Source organism: Nonomuraea sp. NPDC005650 (assembly GCF_040605375.1).
Taxonomy (GTDB): domain Bacteria; phylum Actinomycetota; class Actinomycetes; order Streptosporangiales; family Streptosporangiaceae; genus Nonomuraea.
This window is the reverse complement of sequence record NZ_JBEXCR010000001.1, coordinates 469742-489978: the sequence shown is the minus strand read 5'-3', so window position 1 is coordinate 489978 and position 20237 is coordinate 469742. Positions and strand designations below refer to the sequence as shown.

The window sequence follows — 20237 nt, the reverse complement described above, 5'->3', positions numbered from 1 at the left end:
GGCGGCCCTCGTGTTGGAGGCGGCCCCACCGGTCCTCGCCATGCCCTCACCCGGCGGGCGCCGGGTGTCCGTCCCGGCCCCCCGGAAAGCGAACCGGCCGTCCCCCTGCTTGAGGGGAACGGCCGGACGCGTCGGTCGCCGGGTCAGGAGCCCTTCGGGGCGGCCGTCCGCCGGAGCCTGATGTTCTCCAGCAGGTCGAACCCGTCGAGCAGCCGCTCGCCCAGCCCCCGCAACCGCCGCAGCGTGGACGGCGGCAGCAGCACCGCCCGCACCCGGCGCCCGCGTGACACCGTTGCCGCCAGCGCCTGACGCACCTTGCGCAGGTCCTTGCGCAGCGGCTCGACCCGGCCCGGGTCCCTGGCGAACAGCGCCCGCTCCACCGCCGACGCGATGGCCGTGATGGCCGCCGCCGATTCCGCGTCGAACTCGTACTGCTGGGTCAGCCGCCGGGCCAGCGCCCGCGGCGTCTCGCTGAGCTGGCGGGCCATGCCGTAGTCGTACAGCACGTCGTCGAGCTCCGCCCAGGCGGCGGCCACCGACGGATGGCCGGCCCCCGGCCCCGACGCGATCGAGGCCGTCAGCTCGTCCGACGGCTCCGAGACCTTCCAGCCCAGGGTGCGCACGCGGCGGTTCCTGGTGATCAGCCGCAGACCCGCGGGGATCAGCAGCACCAGGAGCAGCGCCGCCGCGCCGATGCCGATCTGGGCGACCAGCGGCATGGAGTCGTCCGGCGGCAGCCCACCGGGAGTGACCACGCCCTCGCGGTCCAGCTCGCGAGGGTTGCGCCGGGCCTGCGGGTCGACCGGATCGTCAGCGGACGAACTGGTCGAACCCGGCGTCGGCGTCGCCGCCTCCCCGGTCGCCTCCGGCCTGGGCTGCGTGTACTCGGGCACCCGCGCGCTGCCCTGGCCGAGCGAGCCCGAGGGGGTGGGCTCGAACGGCAGCCAGCCCACGCCCTCGAAATACAGCTCGGGCCAGGAGTGGGAGTCGTTCGTGCCGACCTGCCAGCGGTCGCCGACCTTCGTGCCGCCGGTGTAGCCGATCGCCACCCGCGACGGGATGCCCACCAGCCTGGCCAGCACCGCCATCGACGCGGCGAACTGCTCGCAGTAGCCCGCCCGGTCGCGCAGCAGGAAGTCCCGCAGCGCCGAGTTGCCGTGTCCCTGCGTGCGCAGGTTGTAAGTGAAGTTGCCGTTCGTGAAGAACTGCTGCAGCTTCACCGCCGCCTCGTAGTCCGTCTTGGCGTTCGCGGTCAGCTTGTTCGCCAGCTGGGCGATCTCGGGCGGCAGGTTGTCCGGCAGCCTCAGGAAGCGGGGATCGACGTCCGGCCGGCTTCCGCTGAGCGAGTCCAGCAGGTCCGGCGTGGGCTCCGGCTCGCTGGTCGTCACGTCGTACTCGACGCCGGCGGCCTCGTCGCGCGTGGAGAAGACCATGAGCGTGTCCACGTCCGCCCGCCAGTCGCCGTCGATCTGGATCTGTCTCGGCGGGTACGGCAGCGGCAGGAACTGCACCTTCACGATCTCGTCGCTGATCTGGATGTTCGTGGTCACGTTCTGGATCTTCGGCTCGGAGCCGAGGCCGGGCGGCGCGGGGAGGGGACCGTTGTCCGTCCTGTTCTGCGGCGCCCCCTTCGGCTCCGTCATGCCGAACTGCTGGCCGTCGAACGTGTCGAGCGCGTAGATCCGCAGATATCGCGGTTTGTCGTCGGTGTTCGCGTAGGTGAGCACCACCCGGCGCTCCGGCAGGTCCAGCTGGCCCCTCAGGTTCGCGATGGGGTTGGGGATGCTGATCGAGTTGCCCCTGCCCGGTCCGCTGCCGCCGACGCCGAACGTGAAGAACGACACCGGCTCCATCGCCGGCAGCAGGGCGGGCACCAGCACCGCCAGCAGGATCGCGGCGAATCCGATGCGCTTGCCCGACAGCCGCAGCCCGCTGGTGTCCGCCGTGGCGCGGCCGTCGGGCCGGGCGGCCGTGGCGCGGGTCGTCCGCCGTACCAGCACCGCCCTGCCCCAGTGGCCCACCCGCTCGCGCCCGTCGGCGATCAGCAGGCCGATGAACCCGAGAGCGGCCAGGATGAACGCCGGCCAGCTGATCGGGTCGGGCAGGATCGTCGCCGGCACGGTGGCCAGCGCCAGCAGCGGCAGCCCGGCCAGCGCCGCTTTGCGCAGCCGCGCGGCCAGCAGGTCCACGAAGATCGCGATCAGCGCGACGCCGCCCGCGGTCAGCAGCGTGATGCCGGTGGTCTCCGGCACGGGGGCGGCGAAGCGCTGGATGTCGGTCCAGCCGACCCCCAGCAGCCGGCCCAGCTCCACCACCGACTCCCGCGTCGGCACCACCAGCGCCCACGCCTTGGCGGAGGCGAACGACGCGGTCAGGTAGACCCACACCGCGAGCAGCGCGACCAGCGGCGCCGCCCACGCGGGCAGCGACAGGCGGCTGCTCAGCACGCCCGCGGCCATCACGGCGAGCACGGCGCCCAGCGACGTCCAGAACCAGGCGCCGCCCTGGAAGAGCGGGTAGAGCAGGAACGCCGCGGCGAAGGCGGCCACGCCCGAGGCGGCGGTCAGCCTCATGCCGCGCCTCCCGCCGAGTTGAACGCGAACCTGTCACGGTTGGCCGCGTTCTGCCAGACGGAGGCGATCGAGGTGCCCGCCGGCAGGCGCACGATGCGCCAGCCGTACCCGGCCAGGACCGTCTGCACGGCCTGGTGGTTCTCCGCGGCCACCCGGTCACCGCCGTCCCACGTGCTCACGTCGAGCATCACCGCCACCGCGGTGATGCCGCTGTGCCTCAGCCTGGCCAGCTCTCTCGCCTCCTCGGGGTCGAGATCGCCGAGCACGGCCACGATCAGCCCGTCGCCCCCGCCCTGGCGCAGGGCCGAGACGCCCATCTCCAGGGAACGGGCCGGACTGTGCCGCACCACGGCGAGGGTGTCGAGCAGCGACCAGCTCAGCCCGGTGTCCGTCAGGTGCTCGGCGCCCTGGTCGGTCACCAGGCGCAGGCCGAGGCCCTCGCGGGCCAGGTGCACGCCGATCGACGCCGCGGCCGAGACCGCCACCTCGAACGACGAGCGCGGGCCCTCGCCCCGGTGCGCGTACCTGCGGGTGTCCAGCAGGAGCGCGCCGCGGCTCTGCCACTGCTGCTCCTCGCGGCGCACCATCAGCTCGCCGTGGCGGGCCGTCGAGCGCCAGTGCACCCGGCGCAGGTCGTCGCCCTGCCGGTACTCGCGCGGCGCCACGTCGTCGTCGCCGGCCGCGGCCACACTCCTGGTACGGCTGTCGCCCCCGCCCGTCCACTCGCCCGACAGCCGCACGTGCGGAAGCGCCGCCACGTGCGGCGTCACCACGAGCGTGTCGCTGATCGTGAACGAGCGGGTCAGCTCGACGAGCCCGAACGGGTCTGCGATGCGGACGGACAGCGGGCCGATCGTGTAGCGGCCGCGCAGGTCGGAGCGCACCCGGTAGTCGATCTCCCGCACGCCCCGCGACTCGACCCGGTCCAGCACGAACCTGGGCCGCACGCCCAGCGCATAAGGAACGGTGTCCTCGATGAGCAGCAGGCCGGTCGGCAGCCTGGTGACGTTCTCCAGCCGAAGGGTCACGGTGGCCTCGCCGCCCACCTCCGCCCTCGGCGGGTCGAGGCGCCTGGCGCAGCTCAACCGGTAGCGCGTGCGCGCCACCACCATGGCCGCCAGCAGCGGCAGCGCCGTCACCAGCACCCCGATCCTGAACAGGTCGTTCTCGCCCAGGATGACCGCCATCAGCAGCGCCGCGACGCCGGAGGCGAGGAACGACCTGCCCCTGGAGGTCAGCGCCCGAAGTCCGGCTCTCACTGTGCCTCACTCGATCCGTGCCGTCGATGGATGTCCTCGCTGCGCCGCGATCCCATTAGCGGCCCCGCGTCTCCGGCACCGGCACGCGCCTGACCAGATCGGTCACCACCTGCTCGGGCAGGCGGCGCTGGCCCTGGGCCTCGACGCTGGGCAGCAGCCGGTGCGCCAGCACGGGGATGGCCAGGTCCTGCAGGTCGTCGGGGATGACGTAGTCGCGGCCGGACAGCGCGGCGTGCGCCCTTGCGGCCCGTACGAGTTGCAGCGTGGACCTGGGGGAGGCGCCCAGCCGGAGGTCGGGGGAGTGGCGGGTGGCCACGACGAGGTCGATGGCGTACTTCTTGATCGCCTGCGAGACGTAGACGCCGCGTACGGCCTCGATCAGCGCGCGCACCTCGGCCGTCGTCGCCACCGGCTCCAGCTTGTCGAGCGGCGAGGTGCCGCCGTGCACGTCGAGCATCTCCAGCTCGGCGTTCGGCTCGGGGTAGCCCATCGCGATGCGCGCGGTGAAGCGGTCGCGCTGCGCCTCGGGAAGGGGATAGGTGCCTTCCATCTCGATGGGGTTCTGGGTGGCGATCACCATGAACGGCGCGTCGAGCCGGTACGTCTCGCCGTCCACCGTCACCTGGTGCTCTTCCATGCACTCCAGCAGCGCGGACTGCGTCTTGGGGGAGGCGCGGTTGATCTCGTCGCCGACCACGATGTTCGCGAACACCGGGCCGGGCTTGAACTCGAACTCCCGGGTCTGCTGGTTGTACGCGCTGACCCCGGTGATGTCACTGGGCAGCAGGTCGGGAGTGAACTGCACGCGGCGCACCGGGCAGTCGATGGAGCGCGCCAGTGCCTTGGCCAGCATGGTCTTGCCGACCCCGGGGACGTCCTCGATCAGGAGGTGACCCTCCGCGAGCAGGACGGTGAGCGTGACGCGGACGGCGTCGCCCTTGCCCTCGATCACCGATTCGATGGCGTTCCGAATCCGATGTGCTGTGGTGACCAGCTCGTCGAGCTGGGGAGGGACATCATGGGTTACTGCCACCGGGCCTCCATGAGAGAAGTGCGACGGCTGTCCCGTAGGGTGCCTTTGCGGGAGCCATGCCATTCCTTTTCCATTGTGTGTACGACCCTACGACGCTGTGGGTTCTCGGGCGACATTTGTGGATATTCCAGGGAACCCTGCTGAAGTTCCTGTTCTTGTCGCATAGCGGTCCGAATCCCGTGACACGGCACCCCCGCAGGGCGCTCCACTTTCCTCCACCGCGGGCTCCCCGATCGAGCCGAGCCCCTATTTCCGCGGTCTTTTGAACCCTCGACACGCCCATGAGGGTTGACCGCCCGGTCACCCCCCTCCACCCCACCCCATCGCTCTGACCTGCGGTAACGCAACGGAAACCGATGATGAAGACGGTTCGAATCAGTTGACGGTGGGGAGAAGTGGAGTATGGTGGTGCGCAGTGGAGGGCCCGGTGCACCAGCGCTGAGCGCTTCACGAGGCACGGGAGGTGGGGCCGGTGTTTCTCGGCACCCATCAACCGCGTCTGGACGACAAGGGACGGCTGTTCCTGCCGGCTAAGTACCGTGAGGAGCTGGCGGAGGGTCTTGTGATCACCAAAGGCCAGGAGCGATGCCTCTACGTCTTTCCCGTGGAGGAGTTCCAGCGCATTACCGAGGCTCTCAGCACCGCCCCGGTCACCGCCAAGGCGGTGCGCGACTACAGCCGCGTCTTCTTCGCCAGTGCGTCCGACGAGAAGCCAGACAAGCAAGGGCGCATCACGATCCCGCAGAGCCTGCGTCAGTACGCGGGTTTGGACCGTGACTGCGTCGTCATCGGGGCCAACACCCGGCTGGAGATCTGGGACGCGCAGGCCTGGGACACCTATCTCAGCGCGCAGGAGCAGGCGTTCGCCGATCTGTCGGAGGAGGTGCTGCCAGGGATCTTGTAGTGACCACGGTCGATCCGTCGGTGTTGTCGTTCGGCGAGGTCTCCACCCGCAACCACTGCCGGTCAGCTGATGCACCTTCCCCGGTGTCAGATGACAGGCGTCCACGAAGAGGGTGCGGATGGGGACCTGGCCGGGCGGCGCCGGGTGGGGACTCTGAGGTGGCCGACGATCGATCAATACGCGTCATCCGCGAGCATGGGCGCGAGAGGGGGGTTGGAGATGCACGACAACGTTGGCACGGGCGGTCACGTTCCGGTGATGCTCGAGCGCGTTCTGGAGCTGCTCGGGCCCGCGCTGACCGGTGCCGAGCCGGTCGTCGTCGACGCCAACCTCGGCCTCGGCGGCCACTCGGAGGCCCTGCTCGCCGCCTTTCCGTCACTGCGGCTGATCGGGATCGACCGCGACCCTTTCGCGATCGACTTCTCGACCCGCAGGCTGAGCCCGTACGCGGACAGGATCACCCTGGTCCACGCCTCCTCCGGTGACCTGGCCGAGGTGCTCGCCCGAGCGGGCCGCACCACGGTCGACGGAGCGCTGTTCGACCTGGGGGTCTCCTCGCCGCAGCTCGACGAGGCGGAGCGCGGGTTCGCCTACTCGTACGACGCGCCGCTCGACATGCGGATGGACACCAGTCAGGAGCTGACGGCGGAGCAGGTGGTCAACACCTACTCCGCCCCAGAGCTGATCCGCATCCTGCGTGACTACGGAGAAGAACGATTCGCCCCGCGTGTCGCAAGCCTGATCATCAAGGAACGGGCCAAAGAGGCCATAACCTCGACTAAGCGGCTTGCGGAGATCGTGCGCGACGCGATTCCCGCCGCGACCCGGCGCACTGGGGGCAACCCCGCCAAGAGGACTTTCCAAGCGCTGCGCATCGAGGTGAACGCGGAGCTGTCCGCCCTGGAGGCGGCCCTGCCCGCGGCGCTCGACGCGCTGGCGCTGGGTGGACGAGTCGTCGTGCTCTCGTACCACTCGCTCGAGGACCGGCTCACCAAGCAGGCCCTCACGGCGCGAACCAGGGACACCAGCCCCCCCGGGCTGCCCGTCCCACTGCCGGCTCACCAGCCGAGGTTCCGCCTCCTGACGAAGGGAGCCGAGCTCCCAAGCGAAGAAGAGCTCGCCCGCAACCCGCGGGCGGCCTCGGCCCGGCTACGGGCGGCAGAGAGGATCCGTGTTGACGACTGAGCAGGAGACCGGCCGGGGTGCGCCCGTCCGCCGCGCGACCCCCAAGACGGGCACGCGCCGGCTCGGGGCGCCGCACCAGTCCAAGCCGCGGCCCCGCCCTGACGTCGAGAGCAAGCTGTCGGCCGCCGAGCGGGCGCGCCTCGACCTCGACGGCAAGCGGTCCGGTGCCGAGCGGTCCGGTGCTGAGCGGGCAGGTGCCGGTGGTGCCACCCGCGTGCGCCCTGACGGCCGTCCGGAGACCGGCACGGGTACAGGCACGGGCACGCGTACGGGCACCGGCACGCGTACGGGCACCGGCCTGGGCATCGGCGTCAAGCGGATCGCCTCGGCGGGCGCGCAGGCCAGGCGGCCGGCGCCGCGCCGCCGGCAGGCGCGCATGCAGCGCGCGCCGTTCGTGCTGCTCGTCGTCGGGCTGCTCTGCGGCGGCCTGGTGAGCCTGCTGCTGCTCAACACGATGCTCGCCAAGGACGCCATCACCGACGCCAACCTGCGCGACGAGATCGCGGTGGCGCGTCAGGAGAAGGAGAAGATCGAGCTGGACTACCAGCTCAAGACGCAGCCCGACGTCATCGCCACGATGGCCGAGGGCCAGGGCCAGCACCGTAACTGGGACAACGTCGACAGCTGGAACGGCGCGGGCACCGACGGCCAGAGCGGTCAGGCGGACAGGGAACGGTGAGCAACTCGGGCGGCAGGGGGCAGGGTCCCGGCCGCGGCGCTGGCGGCGCCGGCTCTCAAGGAGGGCCCGGCGCCGCTCGTCGTACGCCGGGCGGTCCGGGCCGGGCGGGGCGGCAGGGCGGCCCCGCACGTTCCGATGGGGGCCGTTCGGAGGGGTCGGGCCGCCCGGCGTCGCCGGAGAACCCGCCGCGCCAGCCGCGCAAGCGGCCGCCGGACCCGCTGGACCTGCCGTTCGGCCCCGACGACCCGCCACGGGGGCGTCCGCCGCGCGACTCAGGCGACGAGCCGCCCGGCCGTTCCCGCCGCGACGACGCCGACCGCGCCGACCGCGCCGACCGCACGGACCGTTCCGACACGGGCGAGCCCGGCCGTCCCCGCTCCGGCGGCACCCGCCAGGGCGGCGCCGACCGTGCCCGTCGCGACGGCACCCGCCAGAGTGGCTCCGACCGGGGCCGTGCAGGGGGCTCGGGGCGCGCCCGCTCGCGCGGCGACGCCGCCCCCGACGGCACCCGCAGACGCCCGCGCGACGAGGCCGACCGCCCGAGGAACGGCTCGGGACGCGGTCGTGACGAGGACGAGCGCCCCAGGGGCGGTGCCGCGCGCGGTCGTGACGAGGACGAGCGCCCGAGAGGCGGCTCGGGACGTGGCCGCGACGGGGACGACCGCCCCAGGAGCGGCTCGGGACGCAGTCGTGACGAGGACGAGCGCCCCAGGAGTGGCGCGGGGCGCGGCCGTGATGAGGACGAGCGCCCCAGGGGCGGTGCCGTGCGCGGGCGGGACGACTCGCGCCCCAGGGGGCGTGCCGGGCAGGGGCGCGACGAGGGCGATCGGCCCAGAGGGCGCGCGCCCCAGGGCCGCGACGAGGCCGACCGGCTCCGCGGGCGCGTCCAGGGAGGCGACGAGCGGGCCCGCGGCAGGCAGGACGACGACGCGCCCCGCCGCGGCCGGCCGGAGGACGACCTCCGGAGCCGGGACAGGGAGGACGGCGCGCTGCGGCGGCCCCAGGCGGGCGGCCCCAGGCCGCAGGCCGCCAGGCCGGAGGCGGCACGGGGCCGTGAGCGGGTGGGCGCCGCGCGCCGCGGCGGAGAGGTGCCCCCGCCCAGAGGGCCGCGCCGCCCGCCGCCGCGCCCGCCCAGGCCGCCGCTGGTGCTGCGGCTGGGCAACCCGCGCAGGCGCATCAACATCGGCCTGATCGGCATGACGTTCGTGCTGTCCATCTTCGCCGGGCGGCTGATCCAGATGCAGGGCCTCGACTCCAAGGTGTACGAGGCCGCGGCGGTGGGCCAGCGCCAGCACACCGAGGAGATCCCCGCCAAGCGCGGCTCGATCACCGACGTCAACGGCCACGGGCTGGCCATCACGGTCGAGGCGCGCGAGGTGTCGATCGACCCGTCCAAGGTCACTCCCCAGACCCGCGCGAAGTGGGCCACCCTCCTGGCGCAGCAGCTCGGCAAGAACGAGCAGGAGATCGCCGGGAAGCTGGCCAGGACGAACACCCGCTACCAGCGCCTGGCCACCGACGTCGACCCGGTCGTGGCCACCCGCCTGCAGCAGGCAGGCGTGCCCGCGCTGTCGGCGCGGAAGACCTACCGCAGGCTCTACCCGGCGGGCGACCTGGCGGGCAGCCTCATCGGGTTCGTGGGCGACGAGGGCGGCGGGCTCGGCGGCATCGAGCAGGCCAGGAACACGCTGCTGGCCGGCCGCGACGGCGAGCAGCGCGTCGAGACGGGCCGCGACGGCCTGCGCATCCCGATGACCAGCAGCCAGCACACCGCTCCCGTGAACGGCCAGGACGTGCGGCTGACGATCGACCGCGACATCCAGTGGGCCGCCCAGCAGTCGATCGCCGAGCAGGTCAAGAAGGCCGGCGCCGACAGCGGCACCGTGATCGTCATGGACGTGCAGACGGCCCAGATCATCGCCATGGCCAACGCCCCCGAGCTCGACCTGAACAACTGGCGCAAGGCCCCCGCGGCCACGTACGTCAACAAGGCCGCCGCCGACGTGTTCGAGCCCGGCAGCACCAACAAGGTGATCACGGCCGCCGCCGCGATCGAGGCCGGCGCGGTGACGCCCGACACGGTGTTCGAGGTCCCCGACCGGATCAAGTGCGCCGACCAGGTGCTGCGCGACGCGCACCCGCACAAGACCGAGTCGATGACGTTCCGCCAGGCCGTGGCCGAGTCCAGCAACGTGGCCACGATCATGGCCGCGCGCAAGGTGGGCAGCGAGCGCCTCTACCGGATGCTGAAGGAGTTCGGGTTCGGCACGCGGCCCGGCGGCGGCGTGCCGAGCGCGGAGGCGGGGCTGCTGCCCGACTACAAGAACTGGTCGGGCAGCCAGAACTGCACCGTCGCCTACGGGCAGGGCGTGTCGGTGACCGCGCTGCAGATGGCCAGCGTCTACCAGACCATCGCCAACGGCGGCGTCAAGATCGAGCCGCGCATCGTGGCGGGCACGACGGACACGTCGGGCAGGTTCGTTCCCGCTCCCACAGGTAAGCAGACCAAGGTGGTGAGCGCGACGACGGCCAAGGAGATCACGACGATGCTGGAGACCGCGGTGAGCGCGGAGGGTACGGGAAACCTCGCGGCCATCCCCGGTTACCGGGTGGCGGGCAAGACGGGCACGGCCAACCGCTACGATGCGAAGCTCGGCCGCTACGAGGGCTACACGGCCTCGTTCGTCGGGTTCGCGCCCGCCGACAAGCCGCGGCTGGTGGTGCTGTCGGTGCTGCAGAACCCGAAGAACGGCCACTTCGGCGGGCAGTTGGCGGCCCCCGTGTTCAAGGATGTGATGACGTTCGCCATCAAGAGCAAGAAGATTCCTCCCACAGGCTCCGCCGCGCCGCCGGTGCGGATGCGCGCGGGACAGTGACCAGGGAAGGTACGCTCTCGCCGTGCGTCCCCCGTCGTCTATGCGTCCTACGACCAGTCCGCCCCGCCCGCTGACCGGGCTCGCGACCATGCTCGACGCCGACTCTGGCACGTCGAGGTCGCCCCATGCCGCCCTGACCGGCGTCACCATCGACTCCCGCAACATCAGACGCGGAGATCTCTACGTGGCGTTGCCCGGCAACCAGGCCCACGGCGCCGCCTTCGCCGCCGAGGCGATGGCGAAGGGAGCCGTGGCGGTGCTCACCGACCGCGCCGGCCGCGACGAGGCCGTCGCGACCGGGCTCCCGGTGCTGATCGTGCCCGACCCGCGCGCCCTGCTCGGGCAGATCTCCTCCTGGGTGTACGGGCAGCCGGCCCACGACATCCAGATCCTCGGAGTCACCGGCACCAGCGGCAAGTCCACGACCACGTTCATGATCGAGGCGGGCCTGCGGGCGGCAGGGCACCGGGCCGGTCTGGTGGGCGGCGTGGAGATCCGCGCGGGCGACGTGCGCTTCCAGCCCACGCTCACCACGCCGGAGGCGCCGGAGCTGCACGGCCTGTTCGCCCTCATGCGCGAGGAAGGCGTCGGCGCGGCCGTCATGGAGGTCTCCAGCCACGCCCTGGCGCTCGGCCGGGTCGACGGGATCTTCTACGACGTTGCCCTGTTCACCAACCTCTCCCAGGACCACCTCGACTTCCACAAGGACTTCGAGGACTACTTCGCGACCAAGGTGCGGCTGTTCCAGCCGGAGCTCAGCCGGGTCGGCGTGACCAACATCGACGACCGCTACGGGCGGGAGCTGCTCGACCTGGCGAAGGTGCCGATGACCACCTACTCGGCGCTGGGCGACCCCGAGGCCGAATGGCGGGCGCTGGACGCCCGGCTGGGCGCCGACGGCAGCGCGTTCAGGGTCGTGGGGCCCGGCGGGGTCGAGGCGGACGCGCAGATCGCGCTGCCGGGGCCGTTCAACGTCGCCAACGCGCTCGGCGCCGTCGTCACGCTCGTCGAGGCCGGGGTGCCGCTGCACACCGCCGTGCACGGCGTGGGCGGCCTCACCGGGGTCCCCGGGCGCATGCAGCGGATCACGGCCGCCGGAGACGAGTTCCAGGCCGTCGTGGACTACTCCCACAAGCCCGGCGCCGTGGAGTCGGTGCTGCGCTCGCTGCGGTCCGTCACGGCGGGCGAGTTGACGATCGTGCTCGGCTGCGGCGGCGACCGCGACAAGGGCAAACGGCCTATCATGGGCGAGCTCGCCGCCCAGCTGGCGGATGTGGCCATTTTCACGAGCGACAATCCGCGCTCGGAGGATCCGCTGGCCATTCTCGTGACGATGATGGAGGGAGCGCTCCGCGTTCCGCAGCACGACCGCGCTCATGTGATCATTGAGCCCGACCGCGCGGCCGCCATCGGCCTGGCGATCGCCCGGGCCGGGCACGGCGACGTGATCGTCGTGGCAGGCAAGGGTCACGAGCAGGGTCAGTACATTTCAGGCGAAGTGATCCCCTTCGACGACCGAGAGGTGGTCGCGGAGGCGATCGCGGCACGCAAGGAAAGCACGGAAAGCAGGAAGCACTGATGATCCCGTTGCCTCTGGCCAGGATCGCCGAGATAACCTCGGGCGCCCTGACGGGCATGGCCGATCCCCGCGCGGTCGTCCGCGGGCCCGTCGTGATCGACTCGCGGGCCGTAGAACCGGGATCGCTGTTCGTGGCCATCAAGGGCGCGCGCGTCGACGGCCACGACTACGCCGCGCAGGCGATGCGGGCCGGGGCCGTCGCCGTGCTGGCCACCAGGCCGGTCGAGGGCCCCGCGGTGATCGTGCCCGACGCCGCCGCCGCGCTGGCCGAGCTGGCCACCGCGCAGGCGGCCGCGCTGACCCAGGTCACCGTGATCGGCGTGACCGGCTCGGCCGGCAAGACCAGCACCAAGGACCTGCTGGCGCGCCTCACCGCCCGCATCGGGCCCACGATCGCCCCCGTCGGCAGCTTCAACAACGAGCTCGGACACCCGCTGACCGTGCTGCGGGCCGACCTCGACACCCGCTTCATGGTGCTGGAGCTGGCCGCGCGCAACATCGGCCACATCAAGGACCTGACCCGCATCGCGCCGCCGCAGATCGGCGTGGTGCTCAACGTCGGCACCGCCCACCTCGGCGTGTTCGGCGGCAAGGAGGCCATCGCCAAGGCCAAGGGCGAGCTGGTCGAGGCCCTGCCGCGCACCGGCGTGGCGGTGCTGAACGCCGACGACCCGCTGGTCCGGGCCATGGCCTCGCGCACGGACGCGCGGGTCACGTTCTTCGGGCGGGGGGAGTCGGCCGCCATCCGGGCCGAGGGCGTCCTGGTCGACGCCCGCGGGCGGGCCTCCTTCACGCTGCGCACGCCGTCGGGCGCCGCGCCCGTGACGCTCCAGCTGTACGGGGAGCACGCCGTCGAGAACGCCCTGGCCGCCGCCGCGGCCGGCTACGAGCTGGGCCTGCCGGTGGCGACCATCGCCGCCGAGCTGTCGGCGGCCACGCCGGTCAGCCGGTGGCGGATGGAGGTCACGGACCGGGCCGACGGGGTGACGGTCGTCAACGACGCGTACAACGCCAATCCGGACTCGATGCGGGCGGCGTTCGAGGCGTTCGCGGTGCTGGGGCGGGGGCGGCGGCGCTTCGCCGTCATCGCGGCGCTGCGGGAGCTGGGCGAGGAGGGGCCCGCGCTCAACGCGGAGCTCGGCCGGCTGGCCGGCGGCTCCGGCCTGGCCGGGCTGATCGTGGCCGGTCCCGACGCGGGCCCGGTGCTGGAGGGCGCGGGCGCCGCCGCGGCGGAGGCCCAGGCGGCCGCTCAGGCGGCCCTGGACGCCCAGCTGGCGGCCCAGGCCGCGGCCGCAGTCCCGCAGGCGCCCGTCCCTCACCATGGCGCGCCTCAGGGCTGGCACGGCCCCGCCCCTGATCAAGGCTGGCAAGGACCGGCCCTCGACCAAGGCTGGAACGGCCCCGCTCCCGACCAGGGCTGGCACGGGCCGGCCCCCGAGCAGGTGGCCCCGCAGCCCGGCTGGCAGGCGCCGGACGCCGGTGGCGCGCCGCAGGGGTGGCAGGCGCCCCCCGTCGGCGGTCCCGTGCCCGGGCAGCCGCCCATGGGCGGGGCTCCCGCCGGTATTTCGCACCCCGGAGGGCCGCACATGGGTGGCCCGGTGGCCGGGGCGCCGCCCGGTGGCGGAGCGGCGTATCCTGCGCAGGCGATGCGAATTGTGCACGTGCCCGATGCCGAGGCGGCCGCGGCCGAGCTGGCCGGCTGGCTGCGGCCGGGCGACGCGGTGCTGGTGAAGGGACCGAGAGCCATGGGGCTGGAACGGACGGCCGAGCTCGTGCTCGGAGGTGCCGCCCAGTGACCGAGATCATCATCGCCGGTGCGGTGGGCCTGGTCCTCTCGATGCTGGGCACCCCGCTGGCGATCAGGCTGTTGTCGCGGCGCGGCTACGGCCAGGAGATCCGTGAGGACGGCGTGCAGGCCCACCTCGGCAAGCGGGGCACCCCCACGATGGGCGGCATCGTGTTCGTGCTGGCCGCGCTGCTCGCCTACGGCGCCTCCCACCTGGCCACCTTCGCCGCCCCCACCGTGTCGGGCATGCTGGTGCTGTTCCTGATGACCGGGCTCGGCGCGGTCGGCTTCCTCGACGACTTCATCAAGATCTACAAGCAGCGCAGCCTCGGCCTCCGCAGCGGCGCCAAGGCGCTCGGCCAGCTCGTCATCGGCGCCGTCTTCGCGTTCCTGGTGGTCCGCCAGCCGAATGTCTACGGCATCACCCCGGCCGAGACCCGGGTGTCGTTCCTGCGGGACATCGGCCCGTCGATCGGCATCGTCGGCTTCACCATCTGGGTGCTCTTCATGATCGTCGGGTTCTCCAACGCGGTGAACCTCACCGACGGTCTCGACGGCCTGGCCAGCGGCGCGACCGGCGTCGTGCTCGCCGCGTACGTGCTGATCGGCAACTGGCAGCTGCGCAACAACTGCATCGACCAGCTCGGCCCCAACTGCTACTGGGTGCGCGACCCGCTCGACCTGGCCGTGGTGGCCGCGGCCGTGCTGGGGTCGCTGATCGGGTTCCTGTGGTGGAACGCCCCGCCCGCCCGCATCTTCATGGGCGACACCGGCTCGCTGGCCCTGGGCGGTGTGCTGGCCGGCCTGGCCATCGCCACCCGCACCCAGCTCCTGCTGATCATCCTGGCCGGCCTGTGTGTGATCATCACCCTGTCGGTCATCATCCAGGTCGGGTTCTTCAAGATGACCGGGAAACGGGTGTTCAGGATGGCTCCGTTGCAGCACCACTTCGAGCTGAAGGGCTGGGCCGAGACCACGATCGTGGTCAGGTTCTGGCTGATCGCGATGCTCTGCTCGGCCCTCGGGCTCGGGCTGTTCTACGTCGAGTGGATGCCGAAGGCATGAGTGTCACGTGTGTGGCCGGGCTCGGCGTGTCCGGCACCGCCGTGGCGCGGGTGCTGGCCGAGCGCGGCGAGCGCGTCGTGGTCGTGGAGGCGGTGGAGGGCGAGCGCCAGCTCGCCGCCGCCGCCGAGCTGGCCGCGGTCGGCGTGGAGACGCGCTTCGGCGCGCTGGAGGTGCCGGAGGGCGCGACCCGCCTGGTGACCACCGGCTGGGCGCCGCACCACCCGCTGATCGCCGCCGCGCTGGAGGCGGGCGTCGAGGTGGTGGGCGAGGTGGAGCTGGCCTGGCGGCTGCGCCCCGCGCAGGCGGCCCCGTGGCTCGCGCTGACCGGCACCAACGGCAAGACCACCGCCGTGCGCATGCTGACCTCGATCCTGCTGGCCGCCGGGCACAAGGCCCTGGCCGTCGGGAACGTGGGCGTCCCCGTGGTGCGGGCCGTCGCCGAGCCGTACGACGCGCTGGCCGTCGAGCTGAGCAGCTTCCAGCTCCACTGGTCCAGCACGCTGGCCCCGCACGCCGCGGCCGTCCTGAACGTGGCCCCCGACCACCTCGACTGGCACGGCTCCATGGAGGAGTACGCCGCCGCCAAGGGCCGCATCTTCGAGCGGGCCGCGCACGTGATCTACAACGCCGACGACCCCGAGGCCACGAGGCTGGCCGCGCCCTATCCGGGGGCGGTCGGGTTCACGCTGCGGGTGCCCAAGCGCGGCGAGATCGGCGTCGTGGAGGACCTGCTGGTCGACCGGGCGTTCGTGGCCGACCCCGTGGAGGCGGCCGAGGAGCTGGCGACGCTGGAGGACGTACGGCCCTTCGCGCCCCACAACGTGGCCAACGCGCTGGCCGCCGCTGCCCTGGCCCGCTCGCTCGGCGTCCCGTCGGAGGCGGTGCGGCAGGGGCTGCGCGACTTCGTGCCCGACCCCCACCGCCTCGCCCACGTGGACCGGGTCGGCGAGGTCGACTACATCGACGACTCCAAGGCGACGAACCCGCACGCCGCCGCCGCGGCGCTGGCCTCGTACCCGTCGATCGTGTGGGTGGCGGGCGGGCAGCTCAAGGGCGCGGACGTCGACGACCTGGTGCGCCAGGCGGCCCCCAGGCTGCGCGGGGCGGTGCTGCTCGGGGCCGATCGCGCCAGGATCGCCGAAGCCATCGCGCGACACGCGCCGAATGTCCCCGTCGTGGACATCGCCGATCGGGACACTGGTGCGATGGAAAGAGTCGTCACCGAAGCCGCCCGGCTGGCCTCGCCCGGGGACACCGTGCTGCTCTCCCCGGCGGGGGCCTCGCTCGACATGTTCGCCAACTACCCGGCGCGGGGGGAGGCCTTCGCGCGCGCCGTTGGCGAGCTGAGGCTGCGACGTGAGCGCGAGCGCTGAGGAGCCGCGCGCCGTCGAGGGGCCGGGCGGCTGGGCGCGGGAGCAGCTCGGCGCGCTGAAGGAGCTGCTCGACAAGCCGCTGACGACGTACTACCTGATCATCATGTGCAGCGCGCTGCTGCTCGCGCTCGGCCTGATGATGGTGCTGTCGGCCTCCAGCGTCGAGGCGCTGCAGAAGACCGGCAGCCCGTTCTCGTGGTTCTTCAGGCAGTCGCTGTCGGCCGCGGTGGGCGTGCCGGTGATGTGGGCCTGCTCGCGGCTGCCGGTCAAGTTCTTCCGCTGGGCCGGCTATCCCATGATGGCGCTGTCGATCCTGGCGCTGGTCATGGTGCTGTTCATCGGCTCGGCCGAGCTGGGCGCGCAGCGGTGGATCTACGTCGGCCCGTTCACCCTCCAGCCGTCCGAGCCGGCCAAGCTCGGGCTCGTGCTGTGGGGGGCCGACCTGCTGGCCAGGCGGGCGCGGCAGGGCCGCATCGAGTGGCGGCAGCTGCTGATCCCGCTCATGCCCGGCACCGCGATCCTGGCCGTCATGGTCATGCTCGGGCGCGACCTGGGCACCACGCTGGTGCTGTTCATGATCTTCCTGGCGCTGCTGTGGGTGGTGGGGGCGCCGATCAAGCTGTTCGGCGGCATCCTGTCGCTGGCGGTGCTCGCCGCGGTCATCATGATCAAGGTGGAGCCGTACCGGATGGCGCGCATCGGGGCCTACCTCAACCCGTGGGCCGACGCGCAGGGCGACGGCTACCAGGCCGTGCAGGGGCAGATCGCGATGGGGTCGGGCAGCTGGTTCGGGCTCGGGCTCGGCAGCAGCCGCCAGAAGTGGAACTGGCTGCCCCACGGCGAGAGCGACTTCATCTTCGCCATCCTCGGCGAGGAGCTCGGGCTGATGGGCACGCTGATGGTGGTGGCGCTGTTCGGGCTGCTCGGATATGCGGGGCTGCGCGTGGCCGTCCGCGTCAACGACGCCTTCACCAGGCTCGCCGCCGCCGCCATGGTGGCCTGGATCGTCGGGCAGGCGACCGTCAACATGGGCGCCGTGCTCGGAGTGCTGCCGATCACCGGTATCCCCCTGCCGCTGGTCTCGTACGGCGGCTCCTCGCTGCTGCCCACCCTCGCCGCGCTCGGCATGCTGCTGTCGTTCGCCAAACGCGAGCCGGGTGCGCGGGAGGCCTTGAAAGCTCGTGGCCCCGGGCCGGCCGCCCGGGCCCTAAGCTGGCTTGGCCTGGGGGGTACGACCAGAGGCCGAGTGAAACGTTAGGGAGTGACCGAGATGAGGGTGGTCCTCGCCGGTGGCGGGGCGGCCGGGCACATCGAGCCCGCGCTCGCCCTTGCGGACGCGCTGCGCCATCTTGACCGGAGCGTAGGCATCACCTGCATGGGCACCGAGCGCGGTTTGGAGACGCGGCTGGTGCCCGCCAGGGGCTACGAGCTGGCACTGGTGCCGGCCGTGCCGCTGCCAAGGGCGATCACTCCGAGCCTGCTCACCGTGCCCGGCAGGCTGGCCGGGGCGATCAACGCCGCGGTCGGCATACTCGACCGGGTCCAGGCCGACGTCCTGGTGGGCTTCGGCGGCTACGTCGCGACCCCCGCCTACCTGGCGGCCAAGCGGCGCGGCGTGCCGATCGTCGTGCACGAGGCCAACCCCCGGCCCGGGCTGGCCAACCGGCTGGGCGCCAGGCTCACCGAGCACGTCTTCACCGGCTTCCCCGACGCCGTGATGCCCAAGGCCGAATACATCGGCACCCCGCTGCGCCGCGAGATCGTCACGCTCGACCGGCTGTCGGCGGGCGACAAGGCGCGCTCCTGGTTCGGGCTGGAGAACGACCGGCCGACGCTGCTGGTCTTCGGCGGCTCGCAGGGCGCCAGGTCGCTCAACCAGGCCGCGCTCGCCGCCGCGCCCATGTTGCGCAGGGCGGGCGTGCAGGTGCTCCACGTGCTCGGCCCGAACAACACCGTCGAGCACGAGCCCCCGCCGGGCGACCCGCAGTACGTGCTGCTGCCCTACGTCGACCGCATGGACGTCGCCTACGCGGCCGCCGACTTCGCGCTGTGCCGCGCCGGCGCGCTGTCGTGCGCGGAGCTGACCGCGGTGGGGCTGCCCGCCGCGTACGTGCCGCTGCCGCACGGCAACGGCGAGCAGGCCATCAACGCCGGGCGCATCGCCCGGGGCGGCGGCGGCCTGATGGTCGACGACGCCCAGCTGTCACCCGAATGGATCATCCACAACGTGCTGCCCATCCTCCGTGACCCCGAGCGGGTCGCCGCCATGTCGGAGGCCGCCTCCAGACTTGGCCGGAAGGACGCCGATATCATGCTTGCCCGGAAAGTGTTGGAGATAGCCCGATGAGTCTCGTCAAGCTGGTCGATCCCGTCGCCGTAGAGGAGCTGGGGCGGGTGCACTTCATCGGCATCGGCGGCGCGGGCATGTCGGGCATCGCCCGCATCCTCCTCAAGCGCGGGGTGCGGGTGTCGGGCAGCGACGCGCGCAGCTCCGAGCTGATCACCGAGCTGCGCGAGCTGGGCGCCACGGTCCACATCGGCCACGCCGCCTCGCACATCAAGGACGTCGACACCGTGGTCGTCTCGACCGCCATCCGCGACTCCAACCCCGAGCTGGGCGAGGCGCTCAAGCAGGGGCTGCGGATCATCCCGCGGGCCGCCGCGCTGGCCTCGGTGATGGCCGGGCGCACCGCCGTGGCCATCGCGGGCACCCACGGCAAGACCACCACCACCTCGATGCTGACCGTGGCGCTGCAGAAGTGCGGCGCCGACCCGTCCTACTGCGTGGGCGGGCAGCTCGTCACCACCGGGCTCGGCGCCGACGAGGGGCAGGGCCAGGTGTTCGTGGCCGAGGCCGACGAGAGCGACGGCTCCTTCCTCATGCTCGCGCCCGACATCGCCGTGGTGACCAACGTCGAGGCCGACCACCTCGACAACTACGGCGACCCGGACGCCGTCTACGCCAGCTTCGCCCGCTTCGCCGAGCGGGTGGGCTCGCTGCTGATCGTGTGCGCCGACGACCCGGGCGCGGCCGAGCTGGCGGACCGGGCGCGCGAGCGGGGGCTGCGGGTCAAGACGTACGGGGCCGAGGGCGAGGACTACCGCGTGAGCGGGGTCAGGCCCGACGGGTTCGGCACCGTCTTCGGCATCGAGGGCAGGGGCGAGGTCCGCCTGGCCGTCCCCGGGGCGCACAACGCGCTCAACGCCACCGCGGTGATCGCCGTGGCCGACGAGCTGGGGCTGCCCTTCGAGGAGATCAGAGACGGGCTGGGGGCCTTCACGGGGGCCAAGCGGCGCTTCGAGGCCAAGGGCGAGGCCGGCGGCATCGCGGTCTTCGACAGCTACGCGCACCACCCGACCGAGCTCACCGCCGATCTGAAGGCCGCCCGCGACGTGGTCGCCTCCTACTCCGGCCACGGCCGGGTCATCGCGATCTTCCAGCCGCACCTCTACTCGCGCACGCGCTTCTTCGCCGACGAGTTCGGGGCGGCGCTCGGGCTGGCCGACGAGGCCATCGTGCTCGACGTCTACGGGGCGCGCGAGGATCCCGAGCCGGGTGTCTCGGGCGCGATGGTGGCGGGCAAGGTGCCGCTGCCTCCGGAGCGGGTCGCGTACGCGCCCGACCGGGCCCTGGTGCCCGCGATGGTGGCCGAACGGGCGCGGCCCGGCGACATCGTGCTCACCATGGGCGCGGGCGACGTCACGGAGCTCGGCCCGCAGATCGTGGCCCGCCTCTCCTGAGCGTCCGGCCGCTTCTCCAGGAGGAACGTGACGTCTGACGGCGCGCCGGGGCGGGCCCCTCGGGGAGCGACCGCGCGTCTGGGAAGTGCGGAACGTCGGAGTGGCGGCCTTTGGGCGTGGCGCGCGGTGCCGGGGCGCCCGTCGGCGTAGGTTCTGTGCCGACGCTCGCGGCCGGCATCCGTGG

The 20237-nt window shown here is 72.7% G+C and carries 14 protein-coding genes; 11 read left to right on the top strand and 3 right to left on the bottom strand.

From position 1 onward, the window contains the following. Positions 1 to 143: 143 nt before the first annotated feature. The 3 genes from ABZS69_RS02195 to ABZS69_RS02185 are packed head-to-tail and all read right to left on the bottom strand — an operon-like array spanning position 144 to position 4865. Positions 144 to 2573, bottom strand: a complete 2430-nt coding sequence (locus ABZS69_RS02195) for a DUF3488 and transglutaminase-like domain-containing protein (RefSeq protein WP_355364966.1) — start codon at positions 2571 to 2573, stop codon at positions 144 to 146. Beyond that, positions 2570 to 3832: a DUF58 domain-containing protein gene (locus tag ABZS69_RS02190; protein ID WP_355364963.1), complete on the bottom strand. Its 1263-nt coding sequence runs from the start codon at positions 3830 to 3832 to the stop codon at positions 2570 to 2572. Before ABZS69_RS02190 ends, ABZS69_RS02195 begins: the two co-directional genes overlap by 4 nt. Positions 3833 to 3887: 55 nt before the next feature. Then, on the bottom strand, positions 3888 to 4865 hold the full coding sequence (locus ABZS69_RS02185; protein WP_355364960.1) for a MoxR family ATPase: 978 nt from the start codon (positions 4863 to 4865) through the stop codon (positions 3888 to 3890). A 472-nt stretch (positions 4866 to 5337) separates the two neighbouring features. Between ABZS69_RS02185 and mraZ the strand changes: the two genes are divergently transcribed. From mraZ to murC, 11 genes are all read left to right on the top strand, one after another. Next, a complete protein-coding gene (gene mraZ, locus ABZS69_RS02180) occupies positions 5338 to 5769 on the top strand; it encodes a division/cell wall cluster transcriptional repressor MraZ (protein WP_355364957.1) in 432 nt (143 codons plus the stop codon). A gap of 195 nt (positions 5770 to 5964) precedes the next feature. Beyond that, entirely contained in the window at positions 5965 to 6954 is a 990-nt protein-coding gene (gene rsmH / locus ABZS69_RS02175; RefSeq protein WP_355364954.1) for a 16S rRNA (cytosine(1402)-N(4))-methyltransferase RsmH, read from the top strand. Beyond that, on the top strand, positions 6944 to 7633 hold the full coding sequence (locus ABZS69_RS02170) for a hypothetical protein (protein ID WP_355364951.1): 690 nt from the start codon (positions 6944 to 6946) through the stop codon (positions 7631 to 7633). The genes rsmH and ABZS69_RS02170 overlap by 11 nt, the downstream gene beginning before the upstream one ends. Next, on the top strand, positions 7630 to 10509 hold the full coding sequence (locus tag ABZS69_RS02165) for a penicillin-binding transpeptidase domain-containing protein (protein WP_355364948.1): 2880 nt from the start codon (positions 7630 to 7632) through the stop codon (positions 10507 to 10509). Before ABZS69_RS02170 ends, ABZS69_RS02165 begins: the two co-directional genes overlap by 4 nt. Before the next feature lie 40 nt (positions 10510 to 10549). Further along, positions 10550 to 12088: a UDP-N-acetylmuramoyl-L-alanyl-D-glutamate--2,6-diaminopimelate ligase gene (locus ABZS69_RS02160; protein ID WP_355364945.1), complete on the top strand. Its 1539-nt coding sequence runs from the start codon at positions 10550 to 10552 to the stop codon at positions 12086 to 12088. Next, a complete protein-coding gene (gene murF, locus ABZS69_RS02155) occupies positions 12088 to 13884 on the top strand; it encodes a UDP-N-acetylmuramoyl-tripeptide--D-alanyl-D-alanine ligase (protein WP_355364942.1) in 1797 nt (598 codons plus the stop codon). The genes ABZS69_RS02160 and murF overlap by 1 nt, the downstream gene beginning before the upstream one ends. Then, positions 13881 to 14939: a phospho-N-acetylmuramoyl-pentapeptide-transferase gene (gene mraY, locus ABZS69_RS02150; RefSeq protein ID WP_355364939.1), complete on the top strand. Its 1059-nt coding sequence runs from the start codon at positions 13881 to 13883 to the stop codon at positions 14937 to 14939. The genes murF and mraY overlap by 4 nt, the downstream gene beginning before the upstream one ends. Next, positions 14936 to 16312 carry a UDP-N-acetylmuramoyl-L-alanine--D-glutamate ligase gene (gene murD / locus ABZS69_RS02145; protein WP_355364936.1) on the top strand — a complete coding sequence of 459 codons (1377 nt, stop codon included), beginning with the start codon at positions 14936 to 14938 and terminating at the stop codon, positions 16310 to 16312. The genes mraY and murD overlap by 4 nt, the downstream gene beginning before the upstream one ends. Next, positions 16296 to 17570, top strand: coding sequence for a putative lipid II flippase FtsW (gene ftsW, locus ABZS69_RS02140; RefSeq protein ID WP_355364933.1), 1275 nt, complete (start codon positions 16296 to 16298; stop codon positions 17568 to 17570). The genes murD and ftsW overlap by 17 nt, the downstream gene beginning before the upstream one ends. Positions 17571 to 17582: 12 nt before the next feature. Next, positions 17583 to 18659 carry an undecaprenyldiphospho-muramoylpentapeptide beta-N-acetylglucosaminyltransferase gene (gene murG, locus ABZS69_RS02135; protein ID WP_355364930.1) on the top strand — a complete coding sequence of 359 codons (1077 nt, stop codon included), beginning with the start codon at positions 17583 to 17585 and terminating at the stop codon, positions 18657 to 18659. Continuing rightward, a complete protein-coding gene (murC, locus tag ABZS69_RS02130) occupies positions 18656 to 20053 on the top strand; it encodes a UDP-N-acetylmuramate--L-alanine ligase (RefSeq protein WP_355364927.1) in 1398 nt (465 codons plus the stop codon). Before murG ends, murC begins: the two co-directional genes overlap by 4 nt. The last annotated feature ends 184 nt before the right edge of the window (positions 20054 to 20237 follow it).